Source organism: Pedobacter sp. WC2501 (assembly GCF_052682415.1).
The window spans coordinates 977,953-1,001,060 of the sequence record NZ_JBQZFI010000001.1; the positions used below are offsets into that span (position 1 = coordinate 977,953).

The following is a 23,108-nucleotide window of genomic DNA, read 5'->3' on the forward strand; positions in this document are numbered from 1 at the left end:
ACGCAGGTTAACAAAGCATTAACCATCAGTCTTACCGATTATTTCAAAAACCTTACCTTTGGCTTTTATTTTTAAACGGTGATAAACGCTTTGCGCCAAACACCCAACGCTTAACATTGTATGGCAAGGATCCTCGCATTTGATTATGGAACAAAACGCATCGGCATTGCGGTAACCGATCCTTTGCAGATTATTGCAACAGGGTTAGATACGGTGCACCCGAAAGATGTGATCGAATACATTAAAAAATACATGCTTACCGAGCAGGTTGAGGCATTTGTACTCGGCGATCCGAAACAAATGGATGGTTCCCCATCCGATTCTGCACAACATGTAAAGGGCTTTGCCACGCTGTTGAAAAAATCATTCCCCGATATCCCCAGGCATTGGGTTGATGAACGTTTTACCTCTAAACTGGCCCACCAGGCGATTATGCAAAGTGGCCTAAAAAAAATGGACAGAAGGGATAAAGACAGGGTTGATACCATTGCTGCAACCATCATTTTACAATATTTTATGGAAAGTAACCGTTTATAACCAACAAATGAGCCTAATAAACGACGATTTACAGGATTTACTAATTACTTATTGCGAACCTGAAAGCGAACTGCTTCAACAGATAGACCGCGAAACCAACCTTAAAGTTTTAATGCCCCGTATGCTCTCAGGCCATTACCAGGGTAGGGTGTTGAGCATGCTCAGCAAAATGATTTCCCCTAAAAGGATTTTAGAAATCGGCACTTTTACCGGTTATGCTACTTTATGCCTGGCAGAAGGACTAACCAAAGAAGGCCTGCTGTATACCCTGGATATTAATGAAGAACTGGAAGATATGGTTCGTCGAAATTTCGCCAAATCACCATATAACGATCAGATTAGTTACATCCTTGGCGACGCTACCACTACAATAGCAAGTTTAGATGAAGTTTTCGACATTGTTTTTATCGATGCAGACAAGAAAAACAACGGCACCTATTATGATCTCATTTTTGATCGCGTTCGCCCTGGCGGGATTATCATTGTTGATAACGTGTTATGGAGTGGAAAAGTACTGCAGGAGAAACAGGATAAAGACACCAGAAATATTACTAGTTTTAACGATAAAATCGCTGCAGATGAACGGGTTGAGAAACTGATATTGCCTGTTCGGGATGGTTTGTTTGTGATCAGGAAGAAATGATGACGGCATATAGTTAATGGCTCATGGCCTGCTAAGCCAGGGCCATCAACCATTAAACCATGGTATATTAACCAAAAAAGAAATGAAGAAAATCTTTACTTTTTGCCTGTTCCTTTTAACGGGGATTATTGCAAAAGCGCAAGACACAGAAGAATATATTGCAGCGCACGTAGCATATGCACAGGGTTTAATGCATGATCATAAAATTCCGGCCAGCGTTATTTTAGCCGTTGCCATACATGAATCTGCTGCCGGAAACAGTAAAATTGCGCAGCACCTCAATAACCATTTTGGTGTAAAAGGGCCTAACAACAATGCAGATATCCATTCTTCGTACCGTGATTATTTAAATGCGGACGAATCTTACAGCCATTTCGTTGAAATAATGGAAACCCGTGAGCCTTTTAACAATCTATTTGCAAAGTACGATCAGTATGACTACAGAGGTTGGGCTTATGGCATCCGCCGCTGTGGTTATGCAAGCAGTAGAAGATGGGCCAGCCAGGTTATTGGACTCATTAAAAAATATGAGCTTTACCAATACGACGAAAGGCCCGAAGGATACGAAGAACCTGTTTATGCCACCCCGGTACGTCACCGCACCAGAAGCAGAAGAACAACAAAAACCTATACTGTGAAATCAGGCGATAACTTAGGTATCATCGCAAAAAAGAAAGGTACAACAGTAAAAAAACTGATGCAGAAAAACGGAATAAAAAAAGCAAACTTAAGACCAGGACAGAAGATTAAGTTTTAGTCTTAAGTCCGTAGTCATGAGTCCTAAGTCTAATTTCCTATGTGCAATTTACAGTTCACAATTAACCAGTTAACCGATTAAAAAATTAACCCCATATGCGTTCATACCATCATTACCTTCTAATCGCGGCAATCCTTATTTTTTTTAGTTCTTGCGGTTCCAGGAAATTTTCTAAAAACAATAAACAGATCGAAAAAGCAGCCAACAAAGCCAATAACAATTCGTACAGAAGTTACAATACCTTAAGTTATATTGATGAGTTTAAAGGCGTAGCGGTAGAAGAAATGAATGCAAACGGTATTCCAGCAAGTATTACTTTGGCGCAGGGAATTTTAGAATCAGGTAGTGGAAATAGCGATCTGGCTAAGTATGCGAACAATCACTTTGGCATTAAATGCACATCAGATTGGAAGGGAAAAAACTATTTCCGCGATGATGACCAGAAAAACGACTGTTTTAGGGTTTATAAAGATGCCCGAGAATCTTTCAGGGATCATTCTGAATTTTTAAAACGCAAACGTTACAGCTTTCTTTTCCAGCTAGATAAAAACGATTACAAAAGCTGGGCGCAGGGATTAAAAACAGCGGGATATGCAACCAATCCTAAATATCCTGATCTGTTAATTAACACCATCGAAAAATACCAGCTTTACCAGTATGATCAATCAGAAAGCGAAAAGCAGAAGATCGCACGGGAAGATCGTGTCTTTACAGAAATCAATCAAAATATTCCACAAGAGAAAGCTAAGTTTGCACCAGTAGAAACGCCACCAGCAGGCGCTAAACCGATTATTGCCGATGGCACTTATACCGTTGTTAAAGGAGATACGCTGTACAACATTGCAAAACGCTTTAATTTGACCGTTGATCAGTTAAAAATGCTCAACGAAATGAGTACCGACGCCATTAAGCTGGGCCAAACACTTAAGGTTAAATAATGTTAAGTACAAACATAGCCTGCCAGATATTTGTAGTTTTGTAGCTTAATGAAATTTTTTATTCCCTTTATACTTGTTTTCGGCTTCTCTACGTGGCTCCATGCACAGAATAAACCTGTGCAGGGAATAGTTATTGATAAAGAAACCAAGCAACGTTTGGCCAAGGTTTATATCTACAACATTCGTACGGGTGATGGTTTATACAACAATACTAAAGGCGAGTTTAGCACCTTTGCTTTACCTGGCGACACTTTAGTTGCAGCTTTATCCGGCTATGGTGTTGATACTATTGTTTTTAAAGGACAAACGGCCGCATATTTTCAACTCAGGTCGCTTGGAATCAGACTGCGCGATGTCGTAATTCAACAAAAAAGATTAAGTCCACAGCAGCAATACGAAAAAAATGTTCAGGAATACCGCTACCAAACCATGAAGGGAAGCAGTAAAGATTTATTGAATTTAGGCAACGGTGGTGTTGGCTTAGGCATAGATGCCATTTACAACCTGTTAAGCAAACAAGGAAGAAATGCCCGTCATCTTCAAAAAATCCTGGAAAAAGATTATCGTGAAGACCTGATCGATTATCGTTTCAGCGCCAGTCTGGTTAGCCAGGTATTAGGCATAAAAGATGCCGAACTTACCGATTTTATGCAGCAGTATCGCCCTACCTATCAATTTGTTTTAGATGCAACAGATTATTCCTTTAATCTTTTTATCAGGAATGCCTATAAAAGCTACAGGTTAAATCCTAGGGCACTACAATTGCCAGCATTACCTAAAATAACAATTGATAAGCTGTGAAGGCGCCCATCCTGATAGTTAAAAAACTTCCGGCAGCCGGTATGGCAATCTTTCCATTTATTCTTTTAAAATCGGCCAAGCTTAAAAACGATCCGGAGATGATCAACCACGAGAAAATCCATTTGCGCCAGCAGATTGAACTGCTTATTTTACCTTTTTATCTGTTGTATCTTTTTAATTACCTAATCAACCTCTTTAAGTACCAAAACCACGATCTGGCGTACCGGAACATTATTTTTGAAAAGGAAGCTTATGATCATGAAACCGACTTTAATTACTTGAAAAATGGCAATTGGTATGGCTGGATCAGATTAATATAACAGGGCGATTTTCTGTCCAAATTGAATTGCCGATCTGGCAATCATTTTGTTAAATGCTTTTTATCTCTAAATTTTTTCTTTTTCTTTGTAATAATGAAGAACTGTTTAGCTGCCATCATCCTGATTCTAAGTTTCTGCTCTACCCAATTATATGCACAGGAAATTGATACCATTCCCATCAATACCAAAGACCTGAACATTAAGTTGAAACGCAGTCCACTGCCAAGCAGACAGGGCCCGTTAAACTTTGAGCCGGTAAAAATTAAGCCTTTGGTTGTAAACGCCAGGATTAATTACTGGAAAACAAGAACCAACATTGGCATCAATGTTAACCAGGCCCAATTCAGTAACAACTGGAAAGGTGGTGGTACCAACTCGGTAGCCGTTGGCGGTTTGTTAAACTGGAAAGCAGAATACAACAAAGATAGTTATAGCTATGTAAGCGAGCTTGTTTTGCAATATGGCAAAATCAAAAATAAAGATCAGCTGCAAAAGAAAACCAACGACCGTATTTTTTGGGATAATAAAGCTTCTTTCCAACTTTCCAAAAGCTGGTTCTTCTTCGGATCGTTAAGTTTTGAATCCCAATTTGATAATGGTTATTCTTACAGTATGGTAAACGGCCAGGAAACCGCAACGCTGATTTCAAAATTTATGGGCCCGGGTTATTTAACAGAATCTATCGGTTTCGAGTATAAACCCGTTAAATATTTTTCTACCCGTATAGGTACCGGTACTGCGCGCCAAACTTTTGTATTGGATGAAAAACTTTTTCTCGACCCGGTTAATAATGCCAATCCACCAAAAGCCAGTGTTTTTGGGGTAGATTATGGCAAAAAAGTACGTAATGAGCTGGCTTTTCAGATTGTAAGTGCAATTGATAAGGATATATTTACCAATACAAACCTTAAGGCACGTTATCAGATGTTCATTCCGTATCAGGATTTCAAGATGAGCAATATTGATCACCGGTTAGATGTTGCATTAACGGCAAAAATCAATCGTTTTATGAACACAAGTTTAACTGGCGTACTCCTGTTTGATAAAGATACGGGCACCAATAAAATACAGGCCAACCAAACACTGGCCCTTGGTTTTGGCTTTACGTTCCCGAGGTAAGTCTACCCTCAACCAACCTTACCCATTTCCCAATAGGGCATGGTAATAATCTGTCTAAAGCTTACGCCCCTTTGCTTTAGGTAACGTTTAAACTGCTGTACAGATTTCGCCCTGCCCGTTAAATAAAATGTAGCATTTTGCCACATTTCCCAACATAGCGGGTGCATATTATCCATCCAGGTAATGGCATTTTTAGCAGGGGCGTTCAGGTCAGATGGTACGGTATCAATTAACAATTTAACGTGTTTAACCGAATGCAGGTTTTCTTCCTGAAGTTCCAACACCCCAAAATATTCTACATCTTCATCAATCACCTTTTTACCTAACGATTCGTACAAACCAAGGCTGGTTTCATCGCCAAAAAAGAAATGCTGATTGGATGCTTCATTATATTTTACCTTTGCCCGGTCTACAATCAGTTTTAAACGGTCTCCTTTTTGGATGTTTACGGCCAGATGATGACCTGGGCCTTGCCTGTTCAGGTAAAAAATCACTTCACAGGTTTCGTGTGCTTCGTCAAAGCCTGATAATGTATAATGCCTGTACTCGTTGGCGTTAACCCTAAACAGTACCTCCGTTCCGGGAATAAATTTAGCATCGAAAAAATCACCTTTAAATGTAACGCACTTTAAGTTGCTGCTTAACATTTTGGTTTCTGCAACTTCTACTTGATATATTTTATTGCTGATCACTTTTTCCATTGTGTCGGCCAGCCATGAAGGTAATTTAGCCATCGTATTCTTTTGTTTAGTAACTTTGAACAAAAATAATGGTCTAACAAACGGATCTTTTTATACCAAAAGGATTAAAGTTTATATCAAAAGGATTTTATGGCCTTAAACATTTACGACAGTGACGATAAATACTATACTGTTGGTAGCAAGTTCGACAATACAGAATTTAATCAGCCACTGGTAACCGAAAGAAGGGATAAATACAGTTTTCCTTTTGGCGATGCAGAGATCGTACAGATTGCTTTTTCGGGCATTTATATTGTTTACGGCGATATGGTGGTGAAACAGAGCCGCCTGCGCATCAAAGCTTTTGATGAACCTGATTTGGTAGAGCTCCACTTTGCACTCACCGGTGGGGGCATTATGGAAAATTACCTCACCAATAAACGTCTGGATATTAAAGCAAATCAGCATAACATTATTTATAGTCCTGATTTTGACGGGATGGCAGAGTTTGATATGGGAGGTCCGCATAAATTTTTTGAAGTAAATTTCGAAAGATCACGCTTTATTGATTTAACCTGCGAAAGCAGCAACCTGTTAAAGAATTTTGCCGAAAACATCATGAACAGCCGTTCGGTAGAAATTTCATCAGAAAACCTGCCCATTACCCTGGCCATGCATAGCTGCATTAATGATATTATGAACTGCAACTTTACAGGTGGATTAAAATTATTGTTTCTTCAGTCTAAATGTTTGGAACTGCTGGCACTACAGGCCCAGGCTTTTGAAGAAGCGGCTAAAAAGACCGAAAGACCGGCCCTCAAATCCGCTTATGATAAAGAAAGGATTTATTATGCCCGGGAATACCTGCTGGCCAATGCCAATCATCCGCCATCATTAATCGAATTGGCCAAAACCGCAGGCATAAATGAATTTAAGCTGAAACATGGCTTTAAAGAAGTCTTTAAAAATACTGTTTTTGGTTATTTGAGTGACTACAAACTACTGAAGGCCAAAGAGCTACTAGCAGATAGCAGCAAGGACATCAAAAACATTTCAGATGAACTGGGTTATTCTTCGGTACAACATTTCAGTAATGCCTTTAGCAAGAAATTTGGCATAAGCCCGGGGAAAGCGCGTTAAGTTAGTTATTAGCCTAAAAGTGATCGCCACCCTGATCTGTAGCGCAGCGGAAAGCTACGTAGTAAACCGAGCCTTTAGCGAGCTCACCGAAGGTAATTTATTTCAGGGTCCTAACTGCAAGAAAGATGCTGAAATAAATTCAGCATGACGAAAAGGAGTTTAAACCTTTTTCCTTTTTTTCTTAAAGTCCAGATAATCTACATAATACAAAACCTTAACCGAAAGGCTGTTATTTTGCGGGGCGTTTAAAATCCCGCTCAGGTTTTTATTGTATCGCTGGGTGTAATAAGAGTCGTAAGTTTCTGCCGCATCTTTATAGGATACAGATAAAGTGCTGCCTGGCGCAAACTGCCAGGTATAAATTAAGTCAATGTTAAATACATTGTAATTTCTGTCCAATCCATTTAGCGGCGCTCCGGTATAATCGGTTAAATTGCCATCAGGTTTAAGCAAGAAATATTCTTTATTCCTTCTGTCGCTCCAATAATGTCTCAGAACCACCGTAAATCCCATTAAATTGGTAAAAGTATATTTGGCATCGAAAGAGTTTTCTACCGTTCTGCGGTCGTATTTGGAGAAAATGGCTTTATTACCCTGTGCCGTTACCCAGTTTACATAATTATAATTCGGGTTAAAATTAAGGTCTAAACCAAAAGCAATTTTATCGTTTATCCGCAGGTTTTGGAAAAAGTAAAAATTGTACTCTTTGCCCTTAAAAAGTTCCTGTTCCCTGTAACGGATATTTCCACCAAAGTTATAAGCTTTTGCACGATTGGGATTAATATATAAAACGAAACTATAGCTTTCAGGGGCTTTATATACCTGTCCGTTTCTGGATTCGTAGAAATCGTTTTTTGCAGCGGTATAGATCCCGTTTACTTCTGCCGACCAAAGATTTTTAAATTGAACATAAGGTCCGCCTTCTACTGAAAAAGTTTGGAAGCTGCCTGGTGTAGCCCTCCTCGAGTATAAAACATTAAAGTAGCTTAATAACTGATTGTACCAACTGCTTGGTTTATAAACATTATAATGAAAATCCGCCACCTGATCTAAAAAATTGTTATTGGTAAAAAAACCTAAATCAGACGGATCGAATTTATCATCGGCGTATTGCTGTGAATAGCTCCAGGTAAAATTACCACTCTGCTTGCCAAACTTAAGCCCATAACTGTATCCGGCATTGGTTTCATTACCTTTTAAATAGCTCATTTTAGCCGCACCGTTAACAAAATACTTATTGCCTTTATTGTTTAAGTTAAAAAGTAAGGCCGTTACGTTAGCATCGTAGGCAGCGCCCCGCCTTAACACATTGGTATTGATAAATGTTGCCGAACTATTGTTTTTTAGCGATTGATCGAAAACCAGAATATTGTAATTGGTAAGCGGTTGGGTTTCGACCATCCGGAGGTTACCCTGAGCATCTTCCACTTCGGTTTCCATGCCGTTGGTAACCGCATTAAAAATTCCGATACCAAGGCCTTTCGCCGTCCGTCCAGATATTTTTGTAGCATTCAGCACCTTGGCTTCAGTTTGATCTTTCACAATTTTATCGCTGCCTACGCCACTATAATTGTAATAGGACGGAATAGAACCAATCCGTTTCGAATAAAAAAGATCCCCCTTGTTAAAAAGTTCTGTTCCTTCGGTAAAAAACTGGCGGTTTTCGTTAAATTTTACTTCAAAAGGGGTAAGGTTCAGGATCCGGTTATCAGATTGCACCTGACCGAAATCGGGTACCAGCGTCATATCAAGGGTAAAACTGTTGTTGATCCCGTATTTTACATCCATCCCACCATTAAACCGCGAGGTGGTGTTTTTTACCCCTGGCAAATTAACCGGATAATGGTTTACATACGCCGAAATATAAGGCGAAAAAGATAACCTTAATGGCGGTTTAATATCTTTTATCCCTGTCCAAAGGCCTTCCTGATTGATGAAGCCATTTACTTTCGGGTCGACAAAATTCCAAAAAGTTTGCGTATTGCTCCGCTGTATCCTGCGGCTAAAGTTCAATCCCCAATGCTGAACATCTTTACTCGAAAAACGAAGGGCTGAATAGGGAATTTTCATTTCACAGGTCCAGCCTTTATCATCCAATTTAACGGCACTTTCCCATACCGCGTTCCAATTTGCATCTTCATCACCAACCTGCGAATATTTAGCATCAAACTGTACACCGGCAGCGGTTACGAAAAAGCCGTTCCCATTCATTTTATCATAAAAAGGATCAAGAATTATCGAAATAAAATCGGCGTTACCAATATTATCCCTCGAAACCAGTTCGTGCGAAACGCTATCAGGATGATCGTACATCCGCGCATAGACGTAAACCGCCACATCATCGTAAAGCACCTTCATTTCGGTACGCCGGTCGTGGGCTTCTATCTTTCCTGGATCTGGCCTGATCTGAATAAAATCAGTAGCAATGGGAACATTATTCCAGCATTCATCATCTAAAACACCATCTATTTTGGGGCTTTGCAGCGTTCTTTTCGCTTCCAACTGGCGCTGTTTCGAAATATCCTGAGCCTGAGAAAAAGCAAAAGAAAATATAAAAAGAAGGATGATACAGCGTTTCATTCGTTTAGGTTAGTTGGGTATAAGACCATGCCTTAACCAGAATGTTGCACCAAATGAAAAAAACATAAAATTTAAGTCATTCAACGATTTAAATTTTATTGATTTTCAGCGCAATATTTTGTCCGTTATTTCCTTTCCTCCTGACAGGAAACCATTGTGCTTAAACCCGACAGAAACGGAAATACTTTTTGTTGCACCGCTCCCAAACTTAGCTATCGTGTGCACATCTCAGCTAATTCATATTTAGCGCCGTTGTCTAGGTCGATCGTCATGCTGAATTTATTTCAGCATCTTTCCTGGTAAATAACGAGCTTTTATAGCTTAAAGACTTTAGTTTGGAGATAAATTGATTTTTTCCGTTCTATACCTTATCGTATCGACACAATTGAGTAAAATATTCTTCTATCGCTCTATGCCGCGGGGCATGGTACTTTGGAGCGCCAAAGTACCCAAAACGCTTTGTCAATCCAGCAATGAGCCTTTTGCACAGTCTTACACACATCAAAAAAACAGCGACACTTAGTTTTGTGTTCAATATTTTTTTAAAATTAAATCATTGGTTATGAACACAAAACCACTGCGTTTCAGGTTTGTTACTACCATTTTTACTGTTGTGCACCTGTTTTTTTGATTTCTCCGGCTCTTGGGATTGACAGCGTCCTTGGTTAAAATTCGTGCTTTATTAAAGTTGTTAGCAAAACGCCAAAAAAAACTTAAAAAGACGTGTCCACACGATAGCAAACTTAGCTGTGTTGCTGAGGCATAAAAAGATTGAAGTGAATGGCGGGAGTACAGCACCTATGAAAACCAAACTGCTCATTTTCAAAAAAAGATTTTTGACTTTGAGGTGCAGCGATTTACAAGCAAAATTTGATACATTTGCCTTTTATTAAAAACAAGTAGCTTTTTGCCCTTTGGCATGAAGCTTTTAGCTTAAAAAAAGATGTTTGATAATTTACAGGACAAGCTAGACAGAGCGTTTAAAGTATTAAAAGGACAAGGCAGCATTACGGAAATCAACGTGGCAGAAACCATGAAAGAAATCCGCAAAGCATTATTAGATGCCGATGTTAACTATAAAACAGCAAAAACATTTACTGATGATGTGAGGCAAAAAGCCTTGGGGCAAAACGTACTTACTGCGGTTTCTCCAGGTCAGTTGCTTACTAAAATAATGAACGATGAACTTGCAGCCTTAATGGGTGGCGAAGTTACAGAGTTAGATACAAAAGCAAACCCTACCATTATTTTAATTGCAGGTTTAAACGGTGCGGGTAAAACTACTTTTGCAGGTAAACTGGCCTTGCACTTAAAAGGCAAGGGCAAAAAACCTTTGTTGGTAGCAGGCGATATGTACCGTCCGGCGGCTGTAGATCAATTGGAGGTTTTAGGAACTTCTGTTGGCGTATCAGTTTACGCAAACCGTGCATCAAACGATCCTGTTGGCATAGCTTTAGAAGGTATTGCACACGGTAAACAAAATGGAAATAACGTAATCATTATCGATACCGCAGGTCGTTTAGCGATCGACGAATCTTTAATGAACGAAATATCTGAAGTTAAAGCTAAAACTCAACCACACGAGATTTTATTCGTAGTGGATTCAATGACTGGTCAGGATGCGGTAAATACAGCCAAAGTATTTAATGACCGTTTAGATTTTACAGGTGTTGTTTTAACCAAATTGGATGGCGATACCCGTGGTGGTGCGGCCCTTTCCATTAAATCGGTGGTAAACAAGCCGATTAAATTTATAGGTACCGGCGAGAAAATGGAAGCTCTGGATGTTTTCTATCCAGATCGTATGGCATCGCGTATTTTAGGTATGGGTGACGTGGTTTCGCTTGTTGAACGTGCACAAATGCAGTTCGATGAGAAAGAAGCAGCAGAACTGCAGAAGAAAATCCGTAAGAATAAATTTGATTTCAACGATTTCTACAACCAGATTCAGCAGATCAAGAAAATGGGTAACATGAAAGATCTGATGGGTATGATTCCAGGCGTGGGCAAAATGATGAAGAATGTAGATATCCAGGATGATGCTTTTAAATCAATCGAAGCCATCATCAATTCGATGACACCATTTGAGAAAGAAAACCCGGATAGCATTCAGCAAAGTCGTCGTTTACGTATTGCAAAAGGTTCAGGAAGTAAGGTAGAAGAAGTAACCAAGCTGATTAAACAGTTTGAAGATATGCGTAAAATGATGAAGCAGTTTTCTAACCCGGCAGCCGCAGCGGCAATGATGAAAGGTATGCCTAAAATGCCGTTTGGCAGATAGGTTTTTAGCTGAAAGGTTAAAGACCAAGGCTTAAAGCGCAAATAACATATTGCAAATATTAAATCCCGATCAAAAATGGCCGGGATTTTTTGTTTTACGGCGTAGCGTAATCCGACCCTATTAACTGTCATCCTGAGCATAGCGAAGGATCTTTTAAAATTATGTTTTATGAAATGTTGGGTCCCGTTCGTTTGGCTGTCACCTCTCCCGCTTTCCGCTATAGTCCCGACGTGAAGTCGGGAGCTACCGCTCCAATCGGGTTTAGGTACAACAGTTTGATGCCTGTAGTGCCTCGTAGCAACAGACCATTCATGGTAAACCTGACAGTAGCGGGCATCCCGATTTTTCATCGGGATAAAGCGGATGGCAGGGCAAAAGTTGCCAAGAATTACTGTTCATTCATTTCCAAATACCCACATCTAAATAACAGTCATCTCAACCGTAGTGGAGAGATCTATCCGTTTTTTGTTAAGATTTATGTACCTAATTGAATCTAAACTTAATAGAGATACTCCCTTTAGAACGCACTTTTCTGGATTTTAAAGTTGCTGGAATCCACATTTTAGAAGCTCTCAGTAATCTCAATGCCTCTTCATTACACTTAAAATTTAAACCCAGTGTAACTACTGCATCTGTTATTCTACCATCCTTTTCAATTACGAATGACAAATACACCTTTCCAATAGCCCTATCCTTTTTAGGCATTTCAGCATATCTTGAATTAGTTAAAAGATATCTTCTCCATGCGGTTTCTCCATTAGGAAAGTGAGCAGGTGCATCTACTTCATTTAAAGAGTAAACATTGTTTTCCTTTGCTTTTTTAGATCTATTTTAATGGTATCACCCCTCCCTTGTGAAAAAAGTTGTTGACTCGAAATCAGAAAAAGTATAATCAATAAAATTTTCAGCATTGTTAGTATTTAATAGTTAACTAAATTTAAAGATTATTAATTATATTAGCTATATCAATATTCATCCCGAATAATTTACATCCGAATTTATTTAATTAAAATTAAATGCTTGTAAAAACATACGGGAGTGCTGTTTATGGGGTAAATGCACTAACCATAACAATCGAAGTGAATATTAGCGCGGGTACCAAATACTATATGGTAGGCCTGCCCGATAATGCGGTAAAAGAAAGTTTGCAAAGGGTGGCCAGCGCTATTAATGTTTCAGGTTTTCGCATGCCTAAACAAAAAATAGTGGTAAACCTGGCACCTGCCGACATGAAAAAAGAGGGCTCATCATACGATCTGCCAATTGCCATCGGTATTTTAGCGGCTTCAGGTCAAATCCCAGCCGACGAATTAGAAGATTATTTTATTATGGGCGAACTTTCTTTAGATGGAAGCATACAGCCCATAAAAGGAGCTTTACCAATTGCCATACAAGCACAACAGGAAGGTTTTAAAGGATTCATCTTACCGAAGCAAAACGTTCGTGAAGCAGCCATTGTAAACGATTTAGTGGCTTATGGCGTAGAAAACCTGGCCCAGGTAATTGCTTTCTTTAATAAAAGCGAAGCGCTGGAACAAGTTAAAGTGAATACCAAAGAAGAATTCTTAAAGAACATCAATAATTATGAACACGATTTTGCCGACGTTAAAGGCCAGGAAAACATTAAAAGAGCATTGGAAATTGCGGCTGCAGGTGGTCACAATGTTATTTTAATAGGGCCGCCAGGTGCAGGTAAAACCATGCTGGCCAAGCGTCTGCCCACTATATTACCCCCATTAAATTTAAACGAAGCCTTAGAAACCACGAAAATCCATTCTGTTGCCGGAAAACTCTCTGCAAGCGATGCATTAATGACAAGCCGTCCGTACCGCTCACCGCACCATACGATTAGCGATGTCGCCCTGGTAGGCGGCGGAATCAATCCACAACCCGGAGAAATATCGCTGGCCCACAATGGTGTTCTATTTTTAGATGAATTGCCCGAATTTAAACGAACTGTTTTAGAGGTAATGCGTCAACCTTTAGAAGACCGTAAAGTAGCTATTGCAAGGGCAAGGTTTTCGGTAGAATACCCAGCCAGCTTTATGTTGGTAGCCTCAATGAACCCCTGCCCCTGTGGTTTTTACAATCACCCGGAGAAAGATTGCGTTTGTGCACCTGGTGTGGTGCAAAAATACCTGAGTAAAATATCCGGACCGCTTTTAGACCGGATAGATCTTCATGTAGAAGTAACACCCGTTAACTTTACAGAATTAGCCTCCACTGCAGAAACAGAAAGAAGTAACTTTATCAGGGAGCGTGTAATTAAAGCACGGGAAATTCAGGATCTACGTTTTGCAGATAGGGAAGACCTGCATTGCAATGCCCAAATGAGTCCGAAAATGGTTCGCAAAGTTTGTCAGATCAGTGATGAAGGAAACATTCTCCTGAAATCAGCCATGGAAAAATTAGGTCTTTCGGCCCGTGCCTACGACCGGATTTTGAAAGTTGCCCGGACCATTGCCGATTTAGATGGAAGTGAAAACGTAGAAATGGAACACTTAGCAGAATCTATTAATTACAGAAGTTTGGATAGGGATGGCTGGGCGGGCTAAATTTCCTGTTCTTCAAAAATGATGTTAAAATATATTTGTTATCTTGATAAACAGTATGTTTATTAATCTACAGAAACAATGCCATGATAAAATTTATTTTTGCGCTTTTTATATTATTTATTACACTCCATGTTACCAGTCAAACGCTGCCCGATTTTAATCCGCCCAAAAATTATAAATTGGTACTCGAAGCCAGAGGCGATTTAGACAAAGATGGCAAAGAGGAAGTGGTATATGCTTTTGATACCGATAAAACGGATGGGAAAGACGGCTTAAAGAGAATTCTCTATATCTGTAAACAGGTTGATGGTAAAATAAAACTATGGAAAAGCAATGGCACCATTTTATGGAGCAGTAAAGATTGTGGTTTTTGTGTAGATGCGGGCGTAAACCTTTCGATAAAAATTAAAAACAATACCCTGATTACCGAACAGACCTTTAATCACAACACCAGGCATTATAGCACCTGGAAAAACATTTACCGTTATCAAAATAACGATTGGTTTGTAATAGGTTCTACCATGAAAGATTATGATACCTGCGATTTTGATTACCAATATGATATCAATTTTTCTACCAAACAAGTCAATGTGGCTTACACTTACGGAAGTTGTGATGACGACAAAAAAATACCCAAAGATAGTTTTTACAATTTTAAATATCCGTTTACGGCTATCCCCAAAATGGATGGTTTTACCCCTGGTAAAGTAGAATTAAAATTTCCGGCCAACAACAAATATTTCTATTATTGATTATAAATAAATCCACCATGAAAAATAGTTTATTCATCCTGTTTTCGCTGATTTCTATTCAGCTATATGCACAGGCAGATCATCCTCAAATCCCTAAAACAGGCACTAATGCAGATGCCTTTGTTCCAAAAGGATGGAAAGTAATTTATCAGGCCAAAGGCGATTTAAATAAAGATCATTTACCTGATGAAGCAATCATTATTCAGAATACCAATCCAAAAAATATTATCAAAAATGACGGTATGGGCCGTGACACACTGAATGTGAATCCCCGCATGCTTTTGGTACTGATAAAAACATCCGGAAATTACAGCTTACTGGCTCAAAACACCAATTTTATCCCAACTGAAAATGACATAGAGAGCACTTGTCTCGCCGATCCTTTACAGGAAACTGGTGCCATCAGCATAAAAAACGGAGTACTGATTTTAAGTTATCAATACTGGTCAAGCTGTGGTTCTTACGGGGTGAGTAATGTCGCTTATACATTCAGGTTCCAAAATCAAAAAATGGAACTAATCGGCTTTAAAACGGGGGGCTATAGCCGATCTTCAGGAGAAGAAAGCACTACCAGCCTTAATTTCTCTACACGAAGAAAAAGTGAAACCTCTGGCGGCAATATGTTTAGCGACAAAACCAACAAACCAAAAACGGTATGGAAAAAGTTTAATTGGGGCAGATTGTTTACACTTGATGAAATGACGGAAGAACTTGCCGAAAAACTTTCAGAAATTTAACATAAACCTGTTATAAGATACCAAATATGAACAGGATGTTTTTTTTATGCTTTATATTTATTTCCAGTCATTCGTTTGCCCAAAAAGTATTTAATCAGCTAACCGCAACAGGAATCTGGCAATACATTTATCCTTTTAAAAATAAAGACTATGTACTCGCTATACAGTATTTAATTACTGAAAAAGAACCTTCTGGAGAATTATACCATGCCAATATCTATTTTGGTAAAAGAGGCGTAAAAACCGATAAAATCTTTTGGAAAGAAAACATAGAAATGCGCCACATCACTGATAATATCACTTACGAAGACTATAACAACGACGGGATAAAAGATCTGTTAATTTTCGAAGATACAGGTGGAAGGGGAGGAAATTCGTTTTACAATCTTTACCTTGTTAATCCCAAAAACCATACCTTAACCAAGGTCAAAGATTTCGACAATATTGTTAACCCCAGCTATAACAAAAAATACAAAGTGATTGTGAGTTATGGTTTAACAGGTACTAATTATTATCAGTTGTATAGACTTAATAAAAAGTACATACCATATAAAATTGGCAAACCTTTCGACGATACTGACAATTTAGATCTGGATAAACAGATTTCCATGATCTTAAAAAAACAATAACCCAAAACCACAGATCAAAGAGATAAACGATTAACGTATCAATAAATGAACATCAAAAAAATCATTAAATTGCTCTTCTATGCCTTTATTTTGGGTGTTATTGTAGTATTAAGTGTAAACTTGCTCATAAAACACCAGACTAATCCGGCGATTTATTCGAGTGAACAAGATGTACCAAAAACTAAAGTGGGTATTATTTTTGGAGCAGGAATAAACAACAATAAACCCAGTAAATATTTAAAAGACAGGCTTGATGCTGGCATAAAACTTTATGAAAATAATAAAATTGATAAAATCCTGTTATCTGGAGACAACGGGAGTAATGCGCACGACGAATTAACAGTAATGAAACTTTACTGCTATGAACATGGTGTTGATACCAATAAAATTTACCTCGATTACGCTGGTTTTGATAGCTACTCTACGCTGTACAGGTCAAAATTTATTTTCGATATTGATACCGCGATCCTGGTATCGCAAAAATATCATCTAAACAGGTGTATTAATATAGGCGATAAACTGGGTATTAAGTCTTACGGTTTTGCTGCAGACCAGGGAACATACCAGGGTTTCAAATATGCATCCTTTAGAGAGTACTTTGCCGTTGTAAAATCAACAATCGACTTAATAATTGGTAGAAAACCTCATTTTTTAGGCGAAAAAGTTAGCATTAATGGTCCATCAAACTATACCAAAGAATAATATAAAGTACCTTACCATCATTTTTGCTTGTAATCCTATTTTCAAAAAAGATAGCCATCCTAATCACCTTATGTAGCTGATTTGCTAAAAGACAAGACTAAACTTAAAAGGTTTAAATGTTAGACTTTATCTATAGCTAAATTGGAAAAGTTCTTTTAAACTGAACAGTTTTACCATGCTAAAACTTTAACGCAACTCCCAGATTGACGCTTAAAATATTTTCACTTTCTTTCTTTTTCATAAATAACCAAAACGCTGTATTACAGTACTTTAAATTGAAAAATAATTTCATTTCACTATATTTTAAAGACTTATTCAGCCAATAGTCACAACGCTTTGGCACAGTCGTTGTCATAACACTGTTACATTTATGACCTATTTAAAATTAAAAAAGTGAAAGAGATGAAAAAGACAGTTCAAATTTTCAGTATGCTTTTAATAGCATTAACCGTAATGGTATCATGTAAAAAAGATACTGATCCTGCAGATCGGGATTTCTTCGTGGGTACTTACAAAGGAACCGTTTCCTATCGTAGTGGAGAGACTACAACTAACAGTAGCGATGGTAAAGTAACCGTAAGCAAAGTTGGTGAAACGTATAATTTTTACTTTGGTAACGGCATTCCTGACATTACAGGTGTAAAGTTTGAAAAAACAGGAGACAACAGTTATGTAAGTATTGGATCGGGTTTAACCGGTATTAGTATTGATGCCAGTAACCTTAAAATGTTAGTTTCGAAAGATGGGCAAACCTGGACAGCAAATTGCACTAGGTAAACCATTTAACGACACAAGGCCCGATCAGTAAAAAATCGGGCCTTCTTTTTTTTGCCATTCCTCATTCCAAAACCAAAAAACGAGTTTCATGCTTAATTTAATTAAATTTATAGCATGAGTTTTGAATTAAAAACACACCTCGAAGAAATCGTTTCCCTCACCGATCAGGAGTTTGAGCATATAGCAGCACATTTCAAACCTAAAACGCTTAAAAAACACCAGTACCTGATCCAGGAAGACGAATTTGTCAATCACATTTATTTTGTAGTTAAAGGTTTATTAAAGGCCACATTTACAGATGCCAATGGCAAAGAGTATATCATCCAGTTTGCGATGGAAAACTGGTGGCTTTCTGATTTTAGGGCTTTTTATGGTCACGTCAAATCGATTACCAATATCAGCTGCTTAGAAAACTCCGAACTACTCTCCATCAGCAAAGACAATTTAGATCAGCTTTGCAGAGAAAGCCATAAAATGGAGCATTTTTTCAGGATAAAAAACAGTTTGGGCTATGTAGCTTTACAGCAAAGGATTTTATCACTTTTAACCACAAGCCCGAAAGAGCGTTTTGAACAACTCGCTCAACAGTCTCCGCAATTGATGAAAAGGGTTTCAAAAACAATAATCGCAGCATACCTGGGCATTTCCAGGGAAACCTTAAGCAGGCTTTCCGCAAAAGTGTGATTCTGCTCACATTAAATTTGTGATTGAAGTCCTTTGCTGCCTTAATCAACAGCACTAATTTTGTGATACACTTAGCATAAAAAATATGAATAAGAAAGTTTTATTCGTGCTTACAAGCCACGACGAATTAGGAAATACAGGTTTAAAAACAGGTTTTTGGTCAGAAGAATTGGCAGCGCCATATTATGCCTTAGCCGACAAAGGTATTGATATTGTATTGGCCTCACCAAAAGGTGGTCAGCCACCAATTGACCCTAAAAGTGAAGATCCTTCTTTTCAAACCGAAACGACGAAAAGAATGGATAAAGATACGGCTCTTTTGGCCAAATTAAAAAATACCATCCCATTGGCCGATATCGTGATGAATGATTATGATGCAGTTTTCTATCCTGGTGGCCACGGACCACTTTGGGATTTAGCAGAAAGCGCAACTTCACAACAGCTCATTACCGAATTCTATACTGCCGAAAAGCCTGTTGCTTTTGTATGTCATGCTCCGGGAGTGCTTAAAGATGTAAAGATAAATGGTGAATACCTGGTGAACGGAAAAAATGTAACCGGGTTTACCAATACCGAAGAAGAAGCTGTACAATTAACAAACGTAGTGCCTTTCTTAGTAGAGGACATGTTGATAAAAAATGGTGGACATTACAGCAAGATCGCTGATTGGAATCCCTATGCTGTAGTTGATGGCTTATTGATTACCGGACAAAATCCTGCCTCATCAGAAAAAGTTGCAGAAGAATTATTAAAGCTTCTTGCCTAAATTTAAATCCTCAACACGGACTGGTTTAGCCAAACCCTGTTGAGGATTTTTTATTATAGCTCGTCTTCTTCCTCGTCTTCAGGTTCAGGCACATATTTTTCAATCGCCTGGCCAATTGCATTCACCTCTTCATCTTCCTCAAAAATGGGAAGTTCGGTTTTATAATCCATTTTCAACCAGATAGATGAAGTATCTTTTTGAATCTGAATGTATTCTCTTCCATCTTTAAAAATGGTATACGAATCATTTCCCTCCGGGAAAACTGAATAATTAATTGGTCCTATTTCTATATCAAAAGGTTCTTGCATAGCGGATATTTTTCTTCAAAGATAAAAAATCTTTCTTTGGGTTAAGCCAGTTAGATATAATGACATTCTTATCTTTACGGCATAAATTTACATTATGGATTTTTCAAAAGCAGATAACAAAGTTGCCCGAAAATTATTCGAGGTAGCTTTACAACGGGAACTAAAAAAAGAAATGCAGGCCTTTTCTGAAATTTTAGACCAATGGAAAACACAACAACCTGAAGATAATAAAGCCGATTATTATAAAATTTTTACTGCTGTAACAGATTTCGACAAACACATCGCCAGAAGATACGACGGGCTTAGAAATTCATGGTTTTTTGATACCGTCATCGCTATGCTTTTAGACAAAACAATCACAGAATCCGATTTAGAAGGTTTTTCTGAGGAAGCAAAAAGTGGAATATTAATGGTGTTAAAATTTAGACAACAAGACTAATAATAATTTAAAATATTACGCATGATTGTTTAAAAATCCCATCATTTATACTACTTTACGGCTAAAGATTTTACGCGATAGATAAGAAGATGAAGTTAACGTTTTGGGGCGCAGCACAACAAGTAACAGGAAGTATGCACCTGCTCGAAATTGGGCACTATAAAATACTGATAGATTGTGGATTAGATTACGAGAAGGAAACCTACCAGGAAGAAAACCAACAATTCCCCTTCGATCCGGCGAGTATAAACCTGGTAATTTTAACTCATGCACATATTGATCACTCTGGTAATCTGCCTACATTGGTTCGATTGGGTTTTGATGGTCAGGTACTTTGTACACCACCAACTGCGGATTTAACTTCTATATTATTATTCGATTCTGTTGAACTTTTTTTAAGAAAAGCGGGCAGAAAACTCAGAACTAAACGTGGTAATTTTAGCGGACCCAAACCGTTGTACCTGCACAAACATGTAATGGATACAATTGATCGTTTTGTAACCATTGCTTTTAATAAAGCTTTTAAGATTAATGGCGATATCAGCTTAACCTTTGTTCCTGTTGGACATTTACTGGGTGCAGCAGCAGCCATTCTAACCATAAATGATCACGGTATAGAGAAGAAAATTGCTTTTACAGGCGATATCGGCAGAGAGAACTACCCGGTACTAGTGAATCCGGAGCCCTTACCAGAGGTTGACTATCTGGTAAGCGAAGCAACTTATGGAGGGAGAATGCACATCAAAGATCAAACACTGGAAGAAAGATTGGTTCAGGAAATTACCGAAGCCTGTATTAAAAGTCCTGGACGATTGATTATTCCGGCATTTAGTATTGGCCGGACCCAATCGCTGGTATTTGCCTTAAACCAGATATTCACCAAAAAACTATTACCACCTGTTCAGATTTTTGTAGACAGCCCAATGGCGATTCAAGCCACAGAGGTTTACCGCAAACACCATAACCTGGTAAATCAGGAAGCGAAAGATTTTTACCAGACGATGGGCGATGAATTCGAATTTGAGCACCTGGCTTACGTCCAAACCATGAAAGAAAGTAAAGACGTTTCTAATTATTTCGATCCCTGTATCATTATTTCCTCTGCTGGCATGTTAGAAGGTGGAAGAATTCAGGATCACCTGTATTATAACATCCAGAACTATTATTGTACCATACTTTTTATTGGTTACTGCGCAAAAGGAACGCTTGGTTATAAGTTATTAAGCGGAGCACCTATCGTGCGCATTAAAGATCGTGAAATGATGGTTTACGCCACCATCCGCCAGACCGATCTGTTAAGCGGCCACGGCGATCATAACGATTTAGTGAAAACAATTAAACAAACCGGTCAGCCTAAAAAAGTTTTCCTGGTTCATGGTGAAGATAAAAGTCTGCAAAGTTTATCACTGGCATTGCAAGAAGATGGTTTCAATGTGGTGGTACCTGAAAGGGGAGAGGTTTTTGAACTTTAGTTCAGTTGGTCATTAGGTTGATAGCCCATGGTCCTTTGGCCCATAGTTGATGGCCGTTGTGGCTAAAAAACCATGGCCATGAACTATCAACCAAAAAAAGATTCTTCGCTGCGCTCAGAATGACAACAAAACATCATTATCCCCTCACTTGCCCATCACCCCTTACCACCCATTTATAACTGGTTAATTCCTCTAAACCCATTGGCCCGCGGGCATGAAGTTTTTGTGTGCTGATACCGATTTCGGCACCAAGACCAAACTGTGCGCCATCGGTAAAACCTGTAGAGGCATTGGCATATACCGCAGCGGCATCTACTTCATTTAAAAATTGGGCAATATTTTCTGCATCTTCAGAAATAATGGCTTCACTATGTTTGGAGCTATAATCAGCAATATGGTTCAATGCCTCTGCTAAATCCGCGACAACTTTAACTGCTATCTTTAATGATAAAAACTCCGTCCCAAAATGCTCAGGCGTGGCTTGGTTTAGTAAGTGAGCTGGATAAGAAGATTTTAATACTTCATAGCTTTTCTCATCAGCAAATAACTCCACATTACCCTCAGCTAAAGGAGATAAAAGCGCAAGCAGATCATTCATTCTGTTTTCGTTAACCAGTACACAATCTAAAGAATTACAAACGCTCACTCTTCTGGTTTTCGCATTAAAAATAATTGCCTTACCTTTCTCTAAATCGCCCGATTCATCAAAATAAGTGTGCACAATCCCAGCTCCGGTTTCAATTACGGGGATTTTACTATTTTCCCGAACGTAATTAATCAACGATTGGCTTCCTCTCGGAATCAGTACATCTACAAAACCCCGAGCATTTAATAAAGCTTCGGTTGCAGTCCTTTCCGCAGGCAATAAGGTTAAAACATCGCGGTTTATTTTATGATTATCTAGTACCTGATGTATTACATTTGCAATCGCCAGGTTGGAAAATTCAGCATCGCTGCCACCTTTTAATACCGCAACATTCCCTGTTTTAAAGCAAAGCGAAAACACATCGGCAGTAACATTAGGCCGCGCTTCGTAAATTACCCCCACAACACCCAAAGGCACACTAACCTTTTGGATGTGAAGCTGATTTTCCAGCGTTTTATCAGAAAGGATTTTACCCAAAGGACTGTTTAAGCCTGCAACATTTTTAAGATCGTTTGCAATATCTGCAATGCGTGCTGCGCTCAACTTTAGCCTGTCGTATTTGGGATCTTCGACGGGCATTTTAGCTAAATCCTTTGTGTTTTCAGTAAGGATTTCTGCTGTATTAGCCACTAGAGCTTCAGCCAGATCTGTTAGAACTGCATTTGTTTTTTCTTTACCAAGGCTAATCAAAGTACGACTAGCCTGTTTTGCTTTTTCGAAGTATTGTTTGTAATTCATGTTGTTAATTATTAACCGCAAAGAGCGCTAAGTTTTTCGCAGAGAACGCTAAAGTTAATTGCATATTTACAACCTTGTTTACCCTACCTCTGTGTGCCTTCGCGCAT

At 38.6% G+C, this 23,108-nt stretch carries 24 protein-coding genes and 1 pseudogene; 20 read left to right on the forward strand and 5 right to left on the reverse strand.

The annotated features are described in order from the left end of the window. The first annotated feature begins 120 nt into the window (after positions 1 to 120). From ruvX to ACUN24_RS04205, 7 genes are all read left to right on the forward strand, one after another. A complete protein-coding gene (ruvX, locus tag ACUN24_RS04175; protein WP_215165363.1) occupies positions 121 to 537 on the forward strand; it encodes a Holliday junction resolvase RuvX in 417 nt (138 codons plus the stop codon). Between the two features lie 7 nt (positions 538 to 544). Further along, a complete protein-coding gene (locus ACUN24_RS04180) occupies positions 545 to 1,180 on the forward strand; it encodes an O-methyltransferase (RefSeq protein ID WP_445561387.1) in 636 nt (211 codons plus the stop codon). Positions 1,181 to 1,262: 82 nt separating this feature from the next. Then, complete coding sequence (locus ACUN24_RS04185; protein WP_445561388.1) at positions 1,263 to 1,937, forward strand: glucosaminidase domain-containing protein; 675 nt, start codon at positions 1,263 to 1,265, stop codon at positions 1,935 to 1,937. Positions 1,938 to 2,032: 95 nt separating this feature from the next. Continuing rightward, complete coding sequence (locus ACUN24_RS04190; protein WP_445561389.1) at positions 2,033 to 2,875, forward strand: glucosaminidase domain-containing protein; 843 nt, start codon at positions 2,033 to 2,035, stop codon at positions 2,873 to 2,875. A gap of 48 nt (positions 2,876 to 2,923) precedes the next feature. After that, entirely contained in the window at positions 2,924 to 3,676 is a 753-nt protein-coding gene (locus tag ACUN24_RS04195; RefSeq protein ID WP_132395708.1) for a hypothetical protein, read from the forward strand. After that, the gene (locus ACUN24_RS04200) at positions 3,673 to 3,996 is read left to right on the forward strand and encodes a hypothetical protein (protein WP_445561390.1); all 324 of its coding nucleotides are present in this window, start codon (positions 3,673 to 3,675) and stop codon (positions 3,994 to 3,996) included. The genes ACUN24_RS04195 and ACUN24_RS04200 overlap by 4 nt, the downstream gene beginning before the upstream one ends. A 93-nt stretch (positions 3,997 to 4,089) precedes the next feature. Then, a complete protein-coding gene (locus ACUN24_RS04205) occupies positions 4,090 to 5,115 on the forward strand; it encodes a DUF3078 domain-containing protein (protein WP_445561391.1) in 1,026 nt (341 codons plus the stop codon). A gap of 8 nt (positions 5,116 to 5,123) precedes the next feature. Here the strand turns inward: ACUN24_RS04205 and ACUN24_RS04210 are convergent, their stop codons facing one another. After that, entirely contained in the window at positions 5,124 to 5,849 is a 726-nt protein-coding gene (locus tag ACUN24_RS04210) for a hypothetical protein (protein WP_445561392.1), read from the reverse strand. A 96-nt stretch (positions 5,850 to 5,945) separates the two neighbouring features. Here ACUN24_RS04210 and ACUN24_RS04215 point away from each other — a divergent pair, with 96 nt between their 5' ends. Beyond that, on the forward strand, positions 5,946 to 6,935 hold the full coding sequence (locus ACUN24_RS04215; protein ID WP_445561393.1) for a helix-turn-helix domain-containing protein: 990 nt from the start codon (positions 5,946 to 5,948) through the stop codon (positions 6,933 to 6,935). 159 nt (positions 6,936 to 7,094) lie between these two features. Here the strand turns inward: ACUN24_RS04215 and ACUN24_RS04220 are convergent, their stop codons facing one another. Beyond that, positions 7,095 to 9,515, reverse strand: coding sequence for a DUF5916 domain-containing protein (locus tag ACUN24_RS04220; RefSeq protein ID WP_445561394.1), 2,421 nt, complete (start codon positions 9,513 to 9,515; stop codon positions 7,095 to 7,097). 943 nt (positions 9,516 to 10,458) lie between these two features. Here ACUN24_RS04220 and ffh point away from each other — a divergent pair. Both ffh and ACUN24_RS04230 read left to right on the forward strand, forming a co-directional pair. Further along, entirely contained in the window at positions 10,459 to 11,796 is a 1,338-nt protein-coding gene (gene ffh, locus ACUN24_RS04225) for a signal recognition particle protein (protein ID WP_121285452.1), read from the forward strand. A 173-nt stretch (positions 11,797 to 11,969) separates the two neighbouring features. Then, positions 11,970 to 12,287, forward strand: coding sequence for a hypothetical protein (locus tag ACUN24_RS04230; protein ID WP_445561395.1), 318 nt, complete (start codon positions 11,970 to 11,972; stop codon positions 12,285 to 12,287). Here the strand turns inward: ACUN24_RS04230 and ACUN24_RS04235 are convergent. After that, positions 12,280 to 12,507: pseudogene (locus ACUN24_RS04235) on the reverse strand (energy transducer TonB); the annotation flags it as partial. The gene ACUN24_RS04230 and the pseudogene ACUN24_RS04235 overlap by 8 nt on opposite strands. Positions 12,508 to 12,812: 305 nt before the next feature. Here ACUN24_RS04235 and ACUN24_RS04240 point away from each other — a divergent pair. The 8 genes from ACUN24_RS04240 (at position 12,813) to ACUN24_RS04275 (ending at position 19,398) form a co-directional block, all read left to right on the forward strand. Next, entirely contained in the window at positions 12,813 to 14,351 is a 1,539-nt protein-coding gene (locus tag ACUN24_RS04240) for a YifB family Mg chelatase-like AAA ATPase (RefSeq protein ID WP_121285450.1), read from the forward strand. Between the two features lie 83 nt (positions 14,352 to 14,434). Then, positions 14,435 to 15,103, forward strand: a complete 669-nt coding sequence (locus tag ACUN24_RS04245; protein ID WP_445561396.1) for a hypothetical protein — start codon at positions 14,435 to 14,437, stop codon at positions 15,101 to 15,103. A 17-nt stretch (positions 15,104 to 15,120) separates the two neighbouring features. Then, on the forward strand, positions 15,121 to 15,840 hold the full coding sequence (locus ACUN24_RS04250) for a hypothetical protein (protein ID WP_445561397.1): 720 nt from the start codon (positions 15,121 to 15,123) through the stop codon (positions 15,838 to 15,840). Between the two features lie 26 nt (positions 15,841 to 15,866). Continuing rightward, the gene (locus ACUN24_RS04255; RefSeq protein WP_445561398.1) at positions 15,867 to 16,469 is read left to right on the forward strand and encodes an XAC2610-related protein; all 603 of its coding nucleotides are present in this window, start codon (positions 15,867 to 15,869) and stop codon (positions 16,467 to 16,469) included. A gap of 45 nt (positions 16,470 to 16,514) precedes the next feature. Beyond that, positions 16,515 to 17,171 carry a SanA/YdcF family protein gene (locus ACUN24_RS04260; protein WP_445561399.1) on the forward strand — a complete coding sequence of 219 codons (657 nt, stop codon included), beginning with the start codon at positions 16,515 to 16,517 and terminating at the stop codon, positions 17,169 to 17,171. Between the two features lie 402 nt (positions 17,172 to 17,573). Next, on the forward strand, positions 17,574 to 17,948 hold the full coding sequence (locus ACUN24_RS04265; RefSeq protein WP_121285445.1) for a hypothetical protein: 375 nt from the start codon (positions 17,574 to 17,576) through the stop codon (positions 17,946 to 17,948). A 114-nt stretch (positions 17,949 to 18,062) separates the two neighbouring features. Continuing rightward, positions 18,063 to 18,632 (forward strand): Crp/Fnr family transcriptional regulator, encoded by a 570-nt coding sequence (locus ACUN24_RS04270; RefSeq protein ID WP_445561400.1) that lies wholly within the window; start codon positions 18,063 to 18,065, stop codon positions 18,630 to 18,632. 85 nt (positions 18,633 to 18,717) lie between these two features. After that, positions 18,718 to 19,398: a type 1 glutamine amidotransferase domain-containing protein gene (locus tag ACUN24_RS04275; protein ID WP_445561401.1), complete on the forward strand. Its 681-nt coding sequence runs from the start codon at positions 18,718 to 18,720 to the stop codon at positions 19,396 to 19,398. A gap of 53 nt (positions 19,399 to 19,451) precedes the next feature. Here the strand turns inward: ACUN24_RS04275 and ACUN24_RS04280 are convergent, their stop codons facing one another. Beyond that, positions 19,452 to 19,706 carry a hypothetical protein gene (locus tag ACUN24_RS04280; RefSeq protein ID WP_445561402.1) on the reverse strand — a complete coding sequence of 85 codons (255 nt, stop codon included), beginning with the start codon at positions 19,704 to 19,706 and terminating at the stop codon, positions 19,452 to 19,454. A gap of 94 nt (positions 19,707 to 19,800) precedes the next feature. Here ACUN24_RS04280 and ACUN24_RS04285 point away from each other — a divergent pair, with 94 nt between their 5' ends. After that, positions 19,801 to 20,145, forward strand: coding sequence for a hypothetical protein (locus ACUN24_RS04285; RefSeq protein ID WP_445561403.1), 345 nt, complete (start codon positions 19,801 to 19,803; stop codon positions 20,143 to 20,145). A gap of 89 nt (positions 20,146 to 20,234) precedes the next feature. Then, entirely contained in the window at positions 20,235 to 21,617 is a 1,383-nt protein-coding gene (locus ACUN24_RS04290; protein WP_445561404.1) for an MBL fold metallo-hydrolase RNA specificity domain-containing protein, read from the forward strand. Between the two features lie 136 nt (positions 21,618 to 21,753). On the opposite strand, the gene ACUN24_RS04295 is transcribed toward ACUN24_RS04290, so the two are convergent. Next, positions 21,754 to 23,001 (reverse strand): glutamate-5-semialdehyde dehydrogenase, encoded by a 1,248-nt coding sequence (locus ACUN24_RS04295; protein ID WP_445561405.1) that lies wholly within the window; start codon positions 22,999 to 23,001, stop codon positions 21,754 to 21,756. Positions 23,002 to 23,108: the final 107 nt, after the last annotated feature.